Below are 16,508 nucleotides of genomic sequence, written 5' to 3' on the forward strand. Positions count from 1 at the left end.
GTGTTGTCCGTTCGCGATCTTACGGTGTCATTGGGCTCGGAGACCGCACCGGTCGACATCGTCGCCGGCGTGTCCTTCGGCCTTGGCAAGGGCGAAATACTGGGTCTCGTCGGCGAATCCGGTTGCGGCAAGAGCATGACCTCGCTCGCCGTCATGGGCCTGCTGCCGCAGCCCGGCCCCCGGCTCCGGGCAGGGAAGGTCCTGTTGGAAGGCTGTGACGTGACGCAGTTGCAGCCCTGGCAACGCGTCGAAGCGGGGCACGGCCGGATCGCAATGATCTTCCAGGAGCCAATGACCTCGCTCAACCCGGTTCGTCGGATCGGTGATCAGATCGCCGAGGCCGTCCGCGTTCACGAGGGAGTTTCGGCAGCCGCGGCGCTCTCTCGTGCGCGTGAACTGCTCGAGATGGTGCGCATGCCCGATCCCGCAATGCAGCTGTCGGCGTATCCGCATCAGTTGTCCGGCGGCCAGCGCCAGCGGGTCATGATCGCGATTGCGCTTGCCTGCAGGCCCCAGGTTCTGATCGCCGATGAACCGACCACGGCGCTGGACGTCACCATCCAGGTCCAGATTCTCGGGCTCTTGCGCGAGCTCTGCAGCCGGCTCGAGATGGCCATATTGTTCATTACCCACGACATGGGGGTGATTGCGCAACTCGCCGATCGCGTGTCCGTCATGTATGCGGGCCGGATCGTGGAAACCGCGGGCGTGGAGTCGTTGTTCGGCAGGCCGCGCCACCACTATACGCGCGGATTGATGGACTGCATGCCGTCGCGGAACTCCGGCGCGCGACGCCTGCCAACCATAGCCGGCCAGCCGCCGGCGCCCGGCACGGTCGGTGCCGGCTGCGTCTTTGCCTCACGCTGCGCAGCGGTTCGCGAGTCGTGCCGCCTGGCGGCGCCCCCTCGCACCGAGATCGCGCAAGGACATGAGGTGCTGTGCGCGTTCCCCCTGGACGGCGGGGTGGCGCCATGAGCGGCGATGTCGTCCTCGATGTTCGGGACCTGAGGGTCTCCTTCAGCGTCAGGCGGGCCGGTCGAAAATACCGCGTGCAGGCGGTCGACGGTGCATCGCTGTCGGTGGTCGAGGGCGAGGTGCTCGGGATCGTGGGCGAATCCGGTTGCGGCAAGACTACGGTGGGCCGGTCGATCGTCGGGCTGGCCCGGCCCGACAGCGGCGCGATCAGGTTCAAGGGAGCCGATCTGATCGGAGCCGGCGGTGCGACCCTTCGCGAGATGCGCCTGAACGTTCGAATGGTCTTCCAGGATCCCTATGCATCGCTCAATCCGCGGCGTGTGATCGGAGACTCGGTGGCGGAGGCCGGCGACATCAACGGCATGTTCGGGAGCCGCGCCGAGCGCAGCGCGGCGATCGCCGCGACCTTGACGGCCGTCGGCTTGGATCCGTCTTTCGCCACCCGCTATCCCTACGAACTGAGCGGCGGGCAGCGTCAGCGGGCCGGAATCGCCCGAGCCATTCTTCCCACGCCGTCCGTCGTCATCGCCGACGAGCCGGTCTCGGCCCTCGACGTGTCCGTGCAGGCCCAGGTCCTGAATCTGATGATGGATTTGCGCGAGCAGCTGAAGCTGTCGATGGTCTTCATCTCGCATGATCTTGGCGTGATCGGACAAATCAGCAACCGCGTTGCCGTGATGTATATGGGCCGCATCGTGGAGCAGGCCGGGACACGGACGGTCCTTGATGGTCCGCTGCATCCTTATACCCGTTCGCTCGTGGCGGCCATTCCAAGGCCGGACCCGTCAAGACGGATCGTGGCGGCGATTGAAGCGAGTGAGCCGCCGAGCCAGTTCGCACGCCCGCGCGGCTGCGCCTACGCGGCCCGGTGTCCGATCGCAAGCGACCGCTGCCTGGCGGACGTCCCGCAACTGCGCCCCGCCGCAGAAGACGGCAGGCTGGTCGCCTGCCATAACGTGTAGGCCACCCGGGAACGGAGAGGTTCGTTTCACGATCATGATCAGCATTCGCCTGCTCGCGGCCGCGCTGTCGGCCCTGGCGCTCTTCGCCTCCGTCGGGACGAAGGCCGATGAAACGGCGCTCGCGACGATTGCGCGGTCGTCGGGCACGCCTGACATTCCGGGCCTGAAGATCGTCTGGCTCACGCCCTGGGGCGACGTCGCCAAAGCGCATCCCTGGCGCAACATCATCGTGCACCAGACCGAGGGACCGGCGGGCTCGGCGCGCGGCGGCGCGCTGGAGCAGGCCAAGAACCCGACTCGGCGCGGCGTCACCGTCTGGGTCGAGACTGACGGCACGGTCTACTGGGCGGTTTCGGAAACCCTGGTGCCGACCCATGGCGACGGCGCCAACCGCAACGACAACAAGTATATCGACAACAAGCCGACCTACCGCCAGGTCGTGCGCGACAATTCCATCGGCGTGGAGTTCGCCGGCAATTATCCTGACGTCGCCAAAGGTCCGACGGAGGCGCAGATTGCGGCGTGGCGGATCCTCGTCCGCGTCCTGCGCGCCCGCTACGCCATCCCGCGCGAGCGTGTCTACGCCCACAACTGGATCGACTACAAGGACGCCCGCTATTGCGAAGGCTGCGCGCTCGCCACGCTCGCACGCGAGTGGGAATAGGGGCCTCGTCTTCCTCCTCTCCCACAGGGAGGGGAACCGCCTTTGTCAAAAACAAAAAGCCGGCGTTTCCGCCGGCTTCCTTGTTCGTCGATCCGCCAATTGATGGCGCTGAAATCGCGCGCTTAGTGCGCGGCTTCCAGCGCAGCCTGTTCCTGCCTTGCGATCGTGCCCTTGACCGCGGCCTGCACCTTTTCGAAGGCGCGGACTTCGATCTGGCGGACGCGCTCGCGCGACACGCCGAACTCGGCCGCGAGGTCCTCCAGCGTCATCGGCTCGTCGGCGAGGCGCCGCGCCTCGAAGATGCGGCGTTCGCGCGCGTTGAGCACGCCCATGGCGCCATGGAGGGCGTCACGGCGATGATCGTATTCCTCGTGCTCGGCCATCATGGCTTCCTGGTTGGGCGTATTGTCGACCAGCCAGTCCTGCCATTCGCCGGCTTCGCCGTCGTCGCGGATCGGTGCGTTGAGCGACGCGTCGCCGCCGAGGCGACGGTTCATGTCGATCACGTCCTGGTCCGTGACGCCGAGGCGGCTGGCGATCAGCTTCACCTGGTCGGGGCGGAGATCGCCTTCGTCCAGGGCGGAAATCTTGCTCTTCGCCTTGCGCAGGTTGAAGAACAGCTTCTTCTGGTTCGCGGTGGTGCCCATCTTCACGAGCGACCAGGAACGCAGGATGTACTCTTGAATCGACGCCTTGATCCACCACATGGCGTAGGTGGCGAGACGGAAGCCCTTCTCGGGCTCGAATCGCTTCACCGCCTGCATCAGGCCGACATTGCCTTCCGAGACGACCTCGGAGATCGGCAGGCCGTAGCCGCGATAGCCCATGGCGATCTTGGCCACGAGACGGAGGTGGCTGGTGACGAGTTGATGCGCCGCGTCCCGATCGTCATGCTCGCGCCAACGCTTGGCGAGCATGTACTCCTGCTGGGGTTCCAGCATGGGGAACTTGCGGATCTCGGCGAGGTAACGGGAAAGGCCGGATTCTCCATTCAGAACCGGCAACGTAGCTGTACGGGCCATTGAGCGCCCTCCAAAGTGTTCAGGCCCCCGATAGCGGCGGGCCAGGCAGACGACCGCTGTGTCAAAGCCGGCCGGGCTGCGATGTTCCGCGTCAATCTCTTTGACGCAGGCGCAATATACCCCATGGGGGGGCATTTAGGGAAGGATTACTGACGTCACGTCCCCGTGTGGCCGCTATAACTTTTTGTAATGTAAAGCCTTTCTGAAGCGACCTGCGTCATAGCGCCGCTTTCAGGGCCCCCTCGAGGAGAAGCAAATCCTCCGGCAGGGGCGCCTCCCAATGAAGAAGTTCTCTGCTTCTCGGGTGCTCCAATACCAGCAGATAAGCATGCAAGGCCTGCCGTCCAAGGACGGTCAGGGCCGCCTGCGACTGCGGGCCGAGCTGGTTCGCCTTGGTCTTGAAATGCGGGCCGTAGACGGCGTCGCCCATCAGGGGGTGGCCGATATGGGCAAGGTGGACGCGGATCTGGTGGGTGCGTCCGGTCTCGAGCTCGCAGGCGAGCAGGGCGGCGACCGGCTTGCCGTCGCGCCCGGCAAAACTTTCAAGAATCTCCCAATGGGTCACGGCCTCGCGGCCGCTCTGGCGCACCGCCATCTTTTCCCGCGCGTGCGGGTGGCGGTCGATCGGCGCATCGACGGTGCCGCGGTGCCGGTTCGGCACGCCCCACGCGAACGCCATGTAGCCGCGTCGCATCGGCCCGGTGCGGCCGTGGTCGGCGAATTGCGCGGTCAGCGACGCATGTGCCAGGTCGTTCTTGGCGACCACCATCAGTCCCGTGGTGTCCTTGTCCAGCCGGTGCACGATGCCGGGGCGGCGCACCCCGCCGATGCCCGACAGCGAGGTGCCGCAATGGGCGATCAGCGCATTCACCAGCGTGCCGGTTTCGTGGCCGGCGGCGGGGTGCACCACGAGGCCCGCAGGTTTGTTGATGACGATGATGTCGTCGTCCTCGAACACGATGTCGAGCGCGATATCCTCGCCCCTGGGCTCCGCGGGCACCGCCTCCGGCACATCGATTGTGATCGTATCGCCGGCGGCGACGTGATAAGCGGGGTCGCGGATCGCGGCCGCCTCGCGCGTCACCGCACCCGCCAAAATCAAGGCTTTCAGCCGCGATCGCGACAGGTCCGGCAGGCGCGCCGCCAGCACGCGGTCGAGCCGGGCCGATCCCTCGTCGCCCGCGACCGTTACTTCCAACCGTTGAGCCGAACCCGAGCCTTCCATGACCGAAACCGCTGTTCCCGAACCGAGCCCCGAGCAGGCCGCGCTGTTTGCGCGGGTGCGGCGGATGATGCTGATCGCGGGGGTGACCACGGCGCTTGCGATAAGCGCCGTGCTGATCGCGGTGGGCTACCGCCTTTTCAAGTCCGAGGGAAGGGCGGCCGAGGCCTCTGACATCACCGCGACGCTGCCCAAGGGCGCGAAAATCGTAGCCACCGCGGTCGCCGGCGACCGACTGGTGATCACGCTCGATGTCGGCGGAACGATGGAAATCCGCACCTTCGACGCCCACACGCTGAAACCCGCCGGGCGGCTGAGATTTGCCAACGAGCCGTGAGGCCTGCTTGAGGGAACGCCGCCACGCATGGTTACGCGAGATAGCGGCCCCGTATTGGCCGCAACAACGACCATTCGGGGTCATGGGTCCGGCTTTTCGCCAGGACGACGAGGCGATCGAGGCTTGCCGCCGGCGGAATTCGCGGCTATGTCCTGTCCCTCACGCTCCCTTCGTCTAGCGGTTAGGACGCGGCCCTCTCAAGGCTGAAACAGGGGTTCGATTCCCCTAGGGAGCGCCATTTCCTTCGTTTGCAATCGCAATGCCGCCGATCAAGCGCCGCCGTGGCAGCGCTTCCCGTGGCTTAGCGGATCCTTGTCACCACGTCGGGCCGGTTTTTCTCGAGCCAGGCCACGGCCTCCGGTCCATCGACGACGCACGCGAAGGTTTCCCAGGTTGGGTCCTCCAGGGATTCCGATTGCAGTCGCTTCGCCGCATACTCAACGAGGTCATGCAGCCGTTCGTATCCGCGTCGGCCCTCGAGGGAATCTGCAATCGCCGTACTGGCCCATCCGCGTTGGGCCAAGTCGATGATGCTCGGAGCGTCAGCCTCGCTGAACCAGGGCGTGGCATCGAACTCGATGCAGCGGACATTATCGGCGGTATGGCAAGTCGCGTGGATCATTGGATTCCTCCATTCGCCGGCTAGCAGTGCACTTTAGCGTCTCACGTCGCTGCCTCGCGACGCCCTCACGCTTTGACCAAGTCCCCCAGCAGGTTCGCCGCCACCGTCAGCTTGGCGAGCGTCAGGCCGCTGGCGGCAATCTCCTCGACTGAGCGGCGGATGCGCGTCGCTTCGGGGTGAGCCGCGAGCCAGGTCTCGACGGCCTGCTGGCCGGACTGGCCGGTTGCCAGCATGTCCGCAGCCAGTCGTCTTTCGGCGGCTGCGATCTGCTCAACGGCGCGATCGATGGCTATACGCTCGAAATAGTCGTTTGCCGGCACGCTGCGCGCGGCGGCGGTGATGCGGTCGAGACGGAAATTCGCCTCGGCGGCGAAGAAGGTCGCGGCGGCGTCGCCAATGGGGCGGCTGGTGCGCTCGGCGACCGTCACGATATCGGGTGCCGAGAGCAGAGCGTCGAGGTCGGCCAGTTCGCCGGCGAGTCCGGCCGGGACGCCGGCATCGGTCAGGTCCTGGCGGCGCTTGCTGCGAGCGGCCTGCAAGTCCGGCGGCAGGACGTTGTCGAGCGAGGCTGCGATCTCGCGGACGGCAGGTCCAAACCGGGCGATGATCGCGCTCAGACCATCCTTGAAATCGACATTGCGCACATACCAGACCATGCGGGAGAGCAGGAGATCCTGGATCGCCGCGTAGAGGCTGAGCTGCAACTGCCCGTCGATTCGTGTGTCGAGCGCGTCGATGGCGTCATTGAGCCGCCTGAACTCGTAGATCGCGTCCACGGCAACCTGCGCCATGACGATGGTCGAGATATCGGCGTCGGTCTCGTCGGTCAGGCGCACGATGCAGGCCGGGCCGCCGCGGTTGATCACGGCATTGACGAGACTGGTTGCGATGATCTCGCGTCGGAGGCGATGGAGTTCGACCGCGGTCGGGAATTTGTCGAGAACCTCGCGCGGAAAATAAAGGGACAGTCTGCGGGCAAGATGAGGATCGTCCGGCACGCTGGTGGCGAGCAGGTCGTCGTAGAGCGTCAGCTTGGCGTAGGCGAGCAACACGGCAAGTTCAGGCCGTGTCAGGGACTGTCCGCGCCTTGTGCGCTCGGTGATCGCCGCATCGTCGGGCAGGAATTCCACCGCACGGCTGAGCAGACCGCGCTGCTCCAGCGATTGCATCAGGCGTGTGAGGAAGCCGGTCTCGGCCACGCCCTTGCGTTCGGCAAGCGAGAGGGCCAGCGTCTGAAGATAGTTGTTGCGCAGCACCAGCGTGCCGACCTCGTCGGTCATCGCGGCAAGCAGGCTGTTGCGGTCGGCGAGGCTGAGGCGTCCCTCGCGCTCGGGGCGCGCCAGCGCGATCTTGATGTTGACTTCGAGGTCGGACGTGTTCACGCCGGCCGAATTGTCGATCGCGTCGGTGTTGAGCTTGACGCCCTTCTGCGCCGCTTCGATGCGGCCGCGCTGGGTGACGCCGAGATTGGCGCCTTCGCCGATCACCCGGGCGCGAACGTCGGACCCGGTGATGCGGATCGGATCATTGGCGCGATCGCCGGCTTGATCGTCGCTCTCCGCCGACGCACGGATGTAGGTGCCGATGCCGCCGAACCACAGGAGGTCCGCGCGCGCCTTCAGGGTCGCCGTCATCACCTCGAACGGCGTTGCCTGCGGCTTGTCGAGATCGAGCAGGGTGCGCACTTCCGGGGCGAGCGGAATCGCCTTGAGCGAGCGCGAGAACACGCCGCCGCCCTGCGAGATCAGCGATTTGTTGTAGTCCTGCCAGCTCGATCGCGGCAGGTCGAACAGGCGCTTGCGTTCGGCGAAGCTGGTCGCCGGATCGGGGGAGGGATCGATGAAGATGTCGCGGTGATCGAATGCGGCGACGAGCTTCGTCGCCGGCGAGAGCAGCATGCCGTTGCCGAAGACGTCGCCGGACATGTCGCCGACGCCGACCACGGTGAATGGCATCGTCTGAATGTCGGTGCCGAGCTCGCGGAAGTGGCGCTTGACCGCCTCCCAGGCGCCGCGGGCCGTGATCCCCATCTTCTTGTGGTCATAGCCCTGGCTGCCGCCGGAGGCGAAGGCATCGCCGAGCCAATGGTGCTTCTCGGCCGAGATCGCGTTGGCGACGTCGGAGAAGGTGGCGGTGCCCTTGTCTGCGGCGACGACCAGATACGGGTCGTCGCCGTCGTGGCGCACGGTCAAGTCGGGCGGCACGATGTTGTCGCCGTCGAAATTGTCCGTGAGTTCGAGCAGCGAGCGAACGAAGATGCGATAGGCTTCCGTGCCTTCGGCCAGCCACGCCTCGCGATCGGAGGGCGGTGGCAGGCGCTTCGGCACGAAGCCGCCCTTGGCCCCGACGGGCACGATCACGGCGTTCTTGACCTGCTGTGCCTTCACGAGGCCCAGGATCTCGGTGCGGAAATCCTGTGGCCGGTCGGACCAGCGCAGGCCGCCCCGCGCCACCTTGCCGAAACGCAGGTGAATGCCTTCGACACGGGGTGAATAGACGAAAATCTCGTAGAGCGGTCGTGGCGGCAGCAGGTCATCGATCCCGCGCGCGTCGAACTTGAAGGAGATCACCGGGCGCGGATGTCCGTCCTCGCCGACCTGCCACAGATTGGTACGAATGGTCGACAGCACCAGATTGGTGAAACGGCGCAGGATGCGGTCTTCATCGAGCGAGGCGACGGATTTGAGCTGCTCCTCGATCTCGGCAAGGAGAGCTGTCTCGCGTGCCGAACGCTCGCGATCCGTAAGGACGAGGCGCGGATCGCGGCGGGCCTGAAACAGCGCGACGAGGTTGGCTGTGATCGCGGCGTTCTTGCGCAAGGTCTCCCACATATAGTCCTGGGTGAACGGAGCACGGATCTGGTGCAGATAGCGGGATAGCGCCCGGATGGTCGAGACTTCCCGCCAGCCCAGGGCCGTGCGCAGGATCAAGGCATTGTATCCGTCGGATTCGGCGCGATCGGTGACAACAGCCATGATCGAGGCTTCCAGGCGATGGCTGAATTCCGGGATGATCTCGATCGGCTGGCCGTCGCTGGTCTCGATCGTCATGTCGTGCAGCCAGACCGGCTCCGGCCTGTTACCGGGCACGATCTGATAGGTGCGTTCGTTGACCACGCGCAGGCCGTGATTTTCGATCACCGGCACGCGGTAGGACAGCGACAGCGGTGCGGCGTCCGAGAAGACCTTCAGGCCGAAGCGCCTTGGGTCGTCGCCTTCGATGCGGTAAACCGAGATCGTCACCGGGCGGGCTGGCGTCAGCCTTTCGATGGTCGTGATATCGGTGATCGCCTGTTCCGCGCCGAACACCTCGGTGTAGCCGCCGCTAAAGGCCCGGGCATATCGGTTGGTGAGCATGCGGGCCCGCATGCCATCGGTCGACGCAGCGAGCGCGGCCTTCAGCTTGTCGGCCCAGGTCGCGGCAATGGCGCTGATCCCGGCTTCGAGCGCGGCGCCCTCGACGATGGGCGTTTTTCCTTCATAGCGCCCGATGATGAAGTGGACGCGCGCAAGCGCGCCTTCAGGGAATGATACGTAGGAGGCGGACAGGGTCCCCTTGTAGACTTGCGACAGGAAGGCGCCGACGCGCGTGCGGACGTCGGTGTCGTACTTGTCGCGCGGAATGAAGGTGAGGATGGAGACGAAGCGATCGAACTTGTCCACCCGCGCCAGCGCCCGGACGCGTGGGCGCTCGTAGAGGATCAGGATCTCGAGGACGAAATTGTAGAGCGTGTCGACGTCGATCTGGAACAGCTCGTCACGCGGATACTCTTCGAGAATGTGCATCAGAGCCTTGCCGGAATGTCCGTTCGGGTCGAAGCCGGCGCGCTGCAGTACTCGCGAAACCTTGTGGCGAACATAAGGGATCTGCCGTACCGAGCGCGTATAGGCGCCCGAGGTGAACAGGCCGACGACGCGCAGCTCGCCCTCGAGCCGGCCGTCGGGCGAATAGAGCTTGATGCCTACATAGTCCATCCGGATGCGGCGATGGACGCGGCTGGAGACATTGGCCTTGATGACGATCAGCAGGGTCGGCTCGTGCATGAACTCGCGGATTTCCGACGTCATCACCACCATTTCGCTGCCGCGGCGCAGGACCTTCACGCCCGGATCGCGCAGGATGCCGAGGCCTTCGCCGGTCGTGATGTCGTCCGACGACGCCTCGCTGTCGGGCGAGAAGCGATATTCGCGCACGCCGAGGAAGGTGAAATTGTCTGCGCAGAGCCATTGCAGGAACTGATTGGCTTCGGCGACCTCGTCGATCGGCAGCGGCGGCGGATTGGAAGAGAACGTCTTGATCGCTTCCTCGACGCGGTCACGCATGGTGCGCCAGTCGGCGACGCAGGCGCGGACGTCGTTCAACGTCCTGGTCAGGCCGTCGATCAGCTTCTGGCGATCGGCATCCGCGTCCAGGCGGTTAATATGGAGATGAATCAGGCTTTCGCGCGCGCCTCTTGCACCCTCCGGCAGTGCTTCGCCGTAGAAGCGCAGCAGCTTGCCCCCATCATCGCGCTCCACGGCGATGATCGGGTGAGCGACGAGGGTGACTTCGATGCCCTGCTCGGCGAGCTCCGCCATGGTGGAATCGAACAGGAAGGGCATGTTGTCGTTGAGGATTTCGAGCACGGAAATCTCGCGCCCGTTCGGCAACGTCGGATTGATGACGCGGATATCGGCGCTGCCGGCCGTGCGCCGCTGCACATGCTCCCAGGCCTGCTCCGCCAAATGGGCAAGCGAGGCGGCATCGTAGTTGGCGAGGTCCTCGATATTCGTGTAGCCGAACAAGGGTTCGGCAAAGGCCCGGGGGCTCTTGCCTGCTGGCACGCTGCCAGCTGCATCGCGGATCAGGGTTGCCCGGGCCTTGTCGTCACGCCACGCCATAATGTCCTCCATTTGCCGCGCCGTCCGACCGCAGTCGCAAGCGCTTCGCGCCGCCGCTCTCGCGCCGCGCGATAGTTGCGTGATAGGTGCATGGCCCGGGCTCTACTCAACGTCGGATCGAGCGGCGATCGCGGAGGAGAGCTGGCCGCGTTTCAATGATGCGCCGAAATGCTCCTCATGGTCTCGGTTAGCAAATCACCTGACGTGGAATGGCTGACGTCACCCAGACTGATGATGCCGACCATTCGCTTGCTCTTGTTGATCACCGGCAGCCTGCGGACTTGCAGCTTCTCCATATGATGCATCGCCTTTGCGAGGTCATCGTCCTCCCGGCAGCAATGGATGCCCTCGGTCATCACATCGCGCGCCGTTGCGCGGCCGGCATCGAAGTTGTGGCTCGCGAGCCCTTTGCAGACGATATCGCGGTCGGTCACCATCCCGACCAGTTTGTCGTTCTCGCCGATCGGCATGCAGCCGATGTCATGCGCCCGCATCAATTTGGCGAGCTCGGTGATAGGGGTGTTGGGGCTGACCCAGTCGACACCCTTGTGCATCACGTCTTTGACTTTCATGGCGCGCCTCCGTTCCTGGGTTTCAGTTGCATTGATGCAACGCAGCAGCGTCCCCCATTTTCTGAACTATACAACCGATCGTGTCCGAGGTCGCAGGAGAAAGCGCCACCCTTTGGCGATCCGACCAGGCAAAGGCCACCGCTGTCGCTGCCCTCCTGAACAATTTGGCAGCGACTTCGCGGCCGAGGTTCCGCCCAAGATTGCAAAGGCAATGGGCGGTGTACAAATCCTCAGTCGTGCGCGCTAAAGCGCCCGTGCGGCGCGTTGGCCGTCAGCCGCGCAAACTGCGCGTGACCCATATGAAGCAGCGTCTCGTGATCACCGGCTTCCATATAGACATCCGGCTGTGCCTCGATGCTGTCGTCGACGATGATATCCAGCCCGTAGCATTTGCCGACGGCGGGAACCGCACCGTGTGCACAGTCGCTGAACAGCCGACCAATCTCGGTTTCATCGGCCATGTGGACATTGTCGCCGAGGCTTGCCCGCAGGTCCGACAGGCGGAGGTGATGCGATGCAGGCAAGATGGCCAGCATGTATCCGCCGTCGCGCCGCAACACGATGCCTTTGGCGAGGCGGTCGCCCGAGATATGGCATGCCTCAGCCGTTCGAGCGGACGTCATGCTGAGTTCGTGCGGGATCACCTCGTATTGGATGTTTTCAGCGGCCAGGTATTTCTGGAGCGTGGGAGCAATGGCCATGACATCACCTCCGGTGCAAAATGCAAACCATCCACCGTGAGGTCTTCCCTGCAGACTCTCGCCGTACGATGGGCGGCTGCGTGGTTATAGACCCAACATAGGTCGGCTATCGGCGTGCTGCAATTCGCCGTCTTTGACTAACGCGATCGCGGGATAGCCGGGATACAAGCGCGGCCGGTGGAAGAGGACGTGAGCGCCGCAATGCGCTTCTTCTCCCGACCGGGATCTGGCGGCTCTCCGTTTGAGCGCACGCGAGGATCAACTGGGGCAGATTCTGTTGAGGCAGAAGCTTCTGTCGAAATTATAGGGCAATTTCAATGATATAAGAGCTCGTAATCCAATTCTGAGCGGCGCGCCAAGTCCGCGACCTCGTACGTTGCAGCGCTTGGTGAGCGCAGTGTCGTTCGAGCGTCCGCCTCTGCCCGCCTTGCGGCGTAGTCCCGACTGCGAATCAAGCGGCCGGCGTCCCTCATTTCCGCTATGATCAAACCATGACGATCGGGATTACCGGACCCGAACGGAAGGTACCAAGGCAAAGTGCCGTGGCCGGGCTCATTGTTGCGGCCGTCGCCATTGGGATTTTCCTGATCCCGCTCTGGCTCGCGAGCGACGTCCTGGTCGACTGGCTGTGGTTTTCGTCGATCGGTTATCTGCAGGTCTTTTGGACAACAATCGGCGCCAAGGCCGTCGTCTTTCTTGCGGTGTGGACGGGAACCGCCGTCAGCCTTTGGTTGAACGGATGGCTCGCACTGCGCCTCGCCCGACGGCGGTCGACGCAGGTTGTCGCCGCTACGATGTGGAGCGCCGCGGGCAACCCGCCGCCAGATCTGCTTGCGCTTGTGCGCGATCGAATGCCGTGGCCCCGGTTGATTGCAGGCGGCGCGGCCTTGCTCGCTCTGCTTGTCGCTGCGGCCGAAGTCGGCAACTGGGGTGTCTTCGTGCAGTTTGTCTATCAGGTGCCATACGGAGCAGACGATCCGCTCTACAACAAGGACATCGGCTTCTATCTCTTTTCACTGCCCGCCTATATCCTCATCAAGAACTGGATGATGCTCGCGATCGTTCTGAGCGCGCTTTTCGCCGCGGCGATCTACTGGGTGCACGGCGATATCGAATACGACGTTCGTCGCCGATCGATGTCGTCGACAGTCATTGCACATGGCTCGGCGTTGCTCGGTCTTTTCTTTGCGGTGAAGGCCTGGTCCTATGGTCTTGATCGCTATCTGCTGCTCTACGGCGATAACGGCGTGGTCGTCGGTGCAAGTTACACCGATGTCCATGTAGGGCTGCCGGCCTTGTGGCTGATGATCGGACTTTCGGTCATCGCGGCTCTCGCCGCGTGGGCAAACCTGCGGGTGCGCACCTACCGGCTTCCTGCCGCCGCGTTCCTGCTTGTCGTGATCGGGTCTTTCGTGCTGTCCGGCGTGCTTCCCGTGCTGTTCCGGCAGTTCTTCGTCAAGCCAAGCGAATTGGAGCTGGAAAGGCCCTACATCGAGCGCAACATCGCGCTCACCCGGCAGGCATACAATCTCGATCAGATCGCAGCCAAGCCGTTTGCCGCCGAACAGAAGCTCAGCTTCAAGACGCTCGAAGCCAACAAGGCGACAATCGACAATATCAGGCTGTGGGACTGGCTGCCCTTGTCGGACACCTACGCGCAGCTGCAGGAGATCCGCACTTACTACAAATTCCATGATCTCGACGTCGATCGCTACTGGCTCGATGGCTCCTACCAAAGCGTAATGCTCTCGGCTCGCGAACTGCGGCCCTCCTTGCTGCCGCCAAACGCCCAGACATGGGTCAACCGCCACGTGCTGTTTACTCACGGCAATGGCGCGGTGATGAGCCCGGTCACGCGCAAGAGCACCGAGGGGCTGCCGCTGCTCTATTTGCGCGATATCCCTCCGGTTGCGGATGGAGGCCCCAAAATCCACGAGCCGCGCATCTACTACGGCGAACGAAGCGACAACTATGTCATCGTCAAGGGGAGCACGCCGGAGTTCGACTATCCGAAGGGAAAGGACAACGTCTACGCGGCCTATGACGGTTCGGGCGGCGTTCCGATAGGAGCGATGGTGTGGAGAGGCCTGTTCGCTTACTACTTCAACGACCCGAACCTGCTGCTCTCAAGCTACGTCACGGCCGACAGCCGGATCATGATCCGCCGCAATATCGGGGAAAGGGTGCGAACGATCGCTCCGTTCCTCAGGCTCGATCACGATCCATATCTGGTCATCAGCAATGGGCGGATGTTCTGGATGCAAGACGCCTACACGGTGAGTTCCTACTTCCCCTCCGCGCAGCCGGCGCAAGACCAGGATCTCAACTACATCCGCAATTCGGTGAAGGTCATCATCGATGCCTACAACGGAACCGTCGACTTTTACCTGATGGACACCGGTGATCCGGTTGTCGCGACCTACCAGCGCATCTTTCCGAACCTGTTCAAGCCATTCTCGGTCATGCCGGCGGATATGCAGAAGCACATTCGCTATCCGGAGGACCTGTTCCTGATCCAGGCTCAGCTCTATCAGGCCTATCACATGGAGGCCGCCGACGTTTTCTACAACCGCGAGGATCTCTGGCAGTTTCCGCGCCAGCCGGGCGGCGGCGGCGTTGCAACGATGGCTCCATATTACATCATCATGCGCCTGCCCGGTGAGCCGCAGGCCGAGTTCTTCCTCATGCTTCCCATGGTGCCCAGCCGCCGCGACAATATGATTGCGTGGCTCGCCGCGCGCTGCGACGCGCCAGACTACGGCAAGCTGATTGTCTACGAATTTCCCAAGGAGAAGCTCGTCTACGGGCCGTTCCAGATCGAAGCGCGGATCAATCAGAGCACCGAGATATCGCAACAGATCACGCTGTGGAATCAGATGGGCTCGCGGGTAATTCGCGGTGCGAACCTGCTCGTGATCCCGATCGAGAACTCGATTCTCTATGTAACGCCGCTCTATTTGCGAGCGGAGCACGGACACCTGCCGGAGCTGAAACGCGTCATCGCAGCCTATGGTGAACATGTGGTGATGAAGGAGACGCTCGACGAGGCCTTGTCAGCTCTGTTCACCGAGCCTGGCGCTGCGCCGTCAATTGCAGGCACGAAAGAAGGAGTCCCGGCGACAGGCCCGGCGGCAAATCAGGCACGGCAGGCGCTTGATCGCTACAATCAGGCAGTGGAGCGATTGAAATCCGGCGACTGGAAAGGTTTTGGCACGCAGTTCGACGCAATGCGTGAGCTTTTGGAGGAAATGAACCGACGCTCCACCGGCCATTAGCCGCATAAGTCGCCTCGTCTGCTGTGAGGTGGTAGCAGTTGGCTTTGTACGTCTGTGCGAGCCAACGGGAACCGAGCTGCTTCGAGGTCAAACCATGTCATCCAGAACTCAGTCTGCACCCGCCGATGCGGCCCTGCGCCGCGCGGCCAGGCCGACCATCACCTATCCCGCGGGGTCCATGCCCAAGCCTGATATGGCCGTGCTAGAATCCGCGCGCCGCACCATGGTGAGAGCGCACGAGATCGTGGTGCCGCCGCGCGACGCTCGCACGTTTCGGGTTGGGCGCGGCCAGTTTTTTCGGATCGTCAGTGTTGAGGGTCCGCAGGTCGGCGATCTCAATCTCTGGAACGCGGACGACCTCTCCGAGCGCTTCTTCAGCGGCAAGACGCGGGCGCTCCATGCGACGCATGTCGGCGTCGGCGACCGGCTCTGGAGTAGCATGCCGCATCTTCGTCCCATGGCGACCATCAGCCATGACACGCTCGGCTGGTATGGCTTCGATGCAGACGGCGCTGGCGTCCACGACGTCATCGGCACGCGCTGCGACCCCTATGCCAATCTGCTGCTGAACGGCACCGACTACGACTTCTGCTGCCATTCCAACCTGTCGCGCGCGCTTGGCGCTGAGCTGAAGATGCCGCCGCGCGCGGTGGAGCATCATGTCCACGACGTGCTCAACGTTTTCATGTGCACGGGGTTCACCAAGGACACGCACCAATATTTCATGAAGGCAAGTCCCGTGCGTCCCGGCGATTTCCTCGAATTCTTCGCGGAGATCGATTTGCTCGGCGCATTGTCGGCCTGTCCAGGCGGCGACTGTGGCGCGAGCCATTCCAGCGATGCAGCGGCGTGCTACCCGCTCAAGGTCGAGATTTTTGAGCCTGATCGAACCACGCTCGGGGGCTGGCCCTGGTCGTCACCGAGCGCGTACCATCGTCGCCACGGCATGCCTGCTGGACTTTGAAGGACATCGACCCATCGCCACCGCCGCGTCTCACGCGCCGCTCGCGCCCGGCGACACGATCATCTCCTTGCCGCAGGCGCCGCACCGGGCGCTCGTGCCGACGATTTCGCAAGCGGGGTCGCTCGATGCGATGCCGCGCCGGCATTTCGGGCAGATATAACCGTCGGTCGTCTCCACAAAGTCACTGGACGGTCCGACATAGGCGCAGATCATGTGATGCAGGATCGGATCGAACGCGAGACGGTTCTGGCAGACCGGGCACATCGTTTGATCCACGCTGATTTGCAACTTCGTGTCCTCCGACATGACGCG

Annotated in this window: 13 protein-coding genes and 1 tRNA gene; 7 read left to right on the forward strand and 7 right to left on the reverse strand. The window is 63.7% G+C overall.

What is annotated here, in order from left to right; all coding sequences use genetic code 11:
* The 3 genes from JQ632_RS10970 to JQ632_RS10980 are packed head-to-tail and all read left to right on the forward strand — an operon-like array spanning position 1 to position 2,601.
* Positions 1-975: an ABC transporter ATP-binding protein gene (locus JQ632_RS10970; protein WP_212402323.1), complete on the forward strand. Its 975-nt coding sequence runs from the start codon at positions 1-3 to the stop codon at positions 973-975.
* A complete protein-coding gene (locus JQ632_RS10975) occupies positions 972-1,937 on the forward strand; it encodes an ABC transporter ATP-binding protein (RefSeq protein ID WP_212402324.1) in 966 nt (321 codons plus the stop codon). Before JQ632_RS10970 ends, JQ632_RS10975 begins: the two co-directional genes overlap by 4 nt.
* A gap of 34 nt (positions 1,938-1,971) precedes the next feature.
* Positions 1,972-2,601 (forward strand): peptidoglycan recognition family protein, encoded by a 630-nt coding sequence (locus JQ632_RS10980; protein WP_212402325.1) that lies wholly within the window; start codon positions 1,972-1,974, stop codon positions 2,599-2,601.
* Positions 2,602-2,723: 122 nt separating this feature from the next.
* Here the strand turns inward: JQ632_RS10980 and rpoH are convergent, their stop codons facing one another.
* Positions 2,724-3,623: an RNA polymerase sigma factor RpoH gene (gene rpoH / locus JQ632_RS10985; protein ID WP_212402326.1), complete on the reverse strand. Its 900-nt coding sequence runs from the start codon at positions 3,621-3,623 to the stop codon at positions 2,724-2,726.
* Between the two features lie 217 nt (positions 3,624-3,840).
* Positions 3,841-4,848, reverse strand: coding sequence for an RluA family pseudouridine synthase (locus JQ632_RS10990; protein ID WP_212402327.1), 1,008 nt, complete (start codon positions 4,846-4,848; stop codon positions 3,841-3,843).
* Between JQ632_RS10990 and JQ632_RS10995 the strand changes: the two genes are divergently transcribed.
* Both JQ632_RS10995 and JQ632_RS11000 read left to right on the forward strand, forming a co-directional pair.
* The gene (locus tag JQ632_RS10995; protein WP_212402328.1) at positions 4,847-5,182 is read left to right on the forward strand and encodes a hypothetical protein; all 336 of its coding nucleotides are present in this window, start codon (positions 4,847-4,849) and stop codon (positions 5,180-5,182) included. The two genes, JQ632_RS10990 and JQ632_RS10995, sit on opposite strands and share 2 nt — an antisense overlap.
* A 163-nt stretch (positions 5,183-5,345) precedes the next feature.
* Positions 5,346-5,420 (forward strand) — tRNA-Glu (locus JQ632_RS11000).
* A gap of 63 nt (positions 5,421-5,483) precedes the next feature.
* On the opposite strand, the gene JQ632_RS11005 is transcribed toward JQ632_RS11000, so the two are convergent.
* The 4 genes from JQ632_RS11005 to JQ632_RS11020 all read right to left on the reverse strand — a co-directional run bounded on the left by JQ632_RS11005 (position 5,484) and on the right by JQ632_RS11020 (position 11,957).
* Complete coding sequence (locus JQ632_RS11005; RefSeq protein WP_212402329.1) at positions 5,484-5,804, reverse strand: hypothetical protein; 321 nt, start codon at positions 5,802-5,804, stop codon at positions 5,484-5,486.
* 65 nt (positions 5,805-5,869) lie between these two features.
* Positions 5,870-10,696 (reverse strand): NAD-glutamate dehydrogenase, encoded by a 4,827-nt coding sequence (locus JQ632_RS11010; protein ID WP_212402330.1) that lies wholly within the window; start codon positions 10,694-10,696, stop codon positions 5,870-5,872.
* A gap of 140 nt (positions 10,697-10,836) precedes the next feature.
* Positions 10,837-11,256, reverse strand: coding sequence for a CBS domain-containing protein (locus JQ632_RS11015; RefSeq protein WP_212402331.1), 420 nt, complete (start codon positions 11,254-11,256; stop codon positions 10,837-10,839).
* Between the two features lie 230 nt (positions 11,257-11,486).
* Positions 11,487-11,957, reverse strand: a complete 471-nt coding sequence (locus JQ632_RS11020) for an aminoacyl-tRNA deacylase (RefSeq protein ID WP_212402332.1) — start codon at positions 11,955-11,957, stop codon at positions 11,487-11,489.
* Between the two features lie 491 nt (positions 11,958-12,448).
* On the opposite strand from JQ632_RS11020, the gene JQ632_RS11025 reads away from it, so the two are divergent.
* Together JQ632_RS11025 and JQ632_RS11030 are read left to right on the forward strand one after the other, a co-directional pair.
* Positions 12,449-15,232 carry a UPF0182 family protein gene (locus tag JQ632_RS11025; protein ID WP_212402333.1) on the forward strand — a complete coding sequence of 928 codons (2,784 nt, stop codon included), beginning with the start codon at positions 12,449-12,451 and terminating at the stop codon, positions 15,230-15,232.
* 94 nt (positions 15,233-15,326) lie between these two features.
* Complete coding sequence (locus JQ632_RS11030; protein WP_212402334.1) at positions 15,327-16,196, forward strand: DUF1989 domain-containing protein; 870 nt, start codon at positions 15,327-15,329, stop codon at positions 16,194-16,196.
* A gap of 30 nt (positions 16,197-16,226) precedes the next feature.
* Here the strand turns inward: JQ632_RS11030 and JQ632_RS11035 are convergent, their stop codons facing one another.
* Entirely contained in the window at positions 16,227-16,502 is a 276-nt protein-coding gene (locus JQ632_RS11035; RefSeq protein WP_212402335.1) for a hypothetical protein, read from the reverse strand.
* Positions 16,503-16,508 lie beyond the last annotated feature (6 nt).

Origin of the sequence: Bradyrhizobium liaoningense (genome assembly GCF_018130955.1) — a bacterium.
Lineage (GTDB): Bacteria > Pseudomonadota > Alphaproteobacteria > Rhizobiales > Xanthobacteraceae > Bradyrhizobium > Bradyrhizobium liaoningense_C.

Coding starts and splice junctions, on each gene's coding strand:
- JQ632_RS11010 (WP_212402330.1), bottom strand. CDS start 10,696: ATGGAGGACATTATGGCGTGGCGTGACGACAAGGCCCGGGCAACCCTG.
- JQ632_RS11035 (WP_212402335.1), bottom strand. CDS start 16,502: ATGTCGGAGGACACGAAGTTGCAAATCAGCGTGGATCAAACGATGTGC.
- JQ632_RS11020 (WP_212402332.1), bottom strand. CDS start 11,957: ATGGCCATTGCTCCCACGCTCCAGAAATACCTGGCCGCTGAAAACATC.
- JQ632_RS11030 (WP_212402334.1), top strand. CDS start 15,327: ATGTCATCCAGAACTCAGTCTGCACCCGCCGATGCGGCCCTGCGCCGC.
- JQ632_RS10980 (WP_212402325.1), top strand. CDS start 1,972: ATGATCAGCATTCGCCTGCTCGCGGCCGCGCTGTCGGCCCTGGCGCTC.
- rpoH (WP_212402326.1), bottom strand. CDS start 3,623: ATGGCCCGTACAGCTACGTTGCCGGTTCTGAATGGAGAATCCGGCCTT.
- JQ632_RS11025 (WP_212402333.1), top strand. CDS start 12,449: ATGACGATCGGGATTACCGGACCCGAACGGAAGGTACCAAGGCAAAGT.
- JQ632_RS10995 (WP_212402328.1), top strand. CDS start 4,847: ATGACCGAAACCGCTGTTCCCGAACCGAGCCCCGAGCAGGCCGCGCTG.
- JQ632_RS10990 (WP_212402327.1), bottom strand. CDS start 4,848: ATGGAAGGCTCGGGTTCGGCTCAACGGTTGGAAGTAACGGTCGCGGGC.
- JQ632_RS11015 (WP_212402331.1), bottom strand. CDS start 11,256: ATGAAAGTCAAAGACGTGATGCACAAGGGTGTCGACTGGGTCAGCCCC.
- JQ632_RS11005 (WP_212402329.1), bottom strand. CDS start 5,804: ATGATCCACGCGACTTGCCATACCGCCGATAATGTCCGCTGCATCGAG.
- JQ632_RS10975 (WP_212402324.1), top strand. CDS start 972: ATGAGCGGCGATGTCGTCCTCGATGTTCGGGACCTGAGGGTCTCCTTC.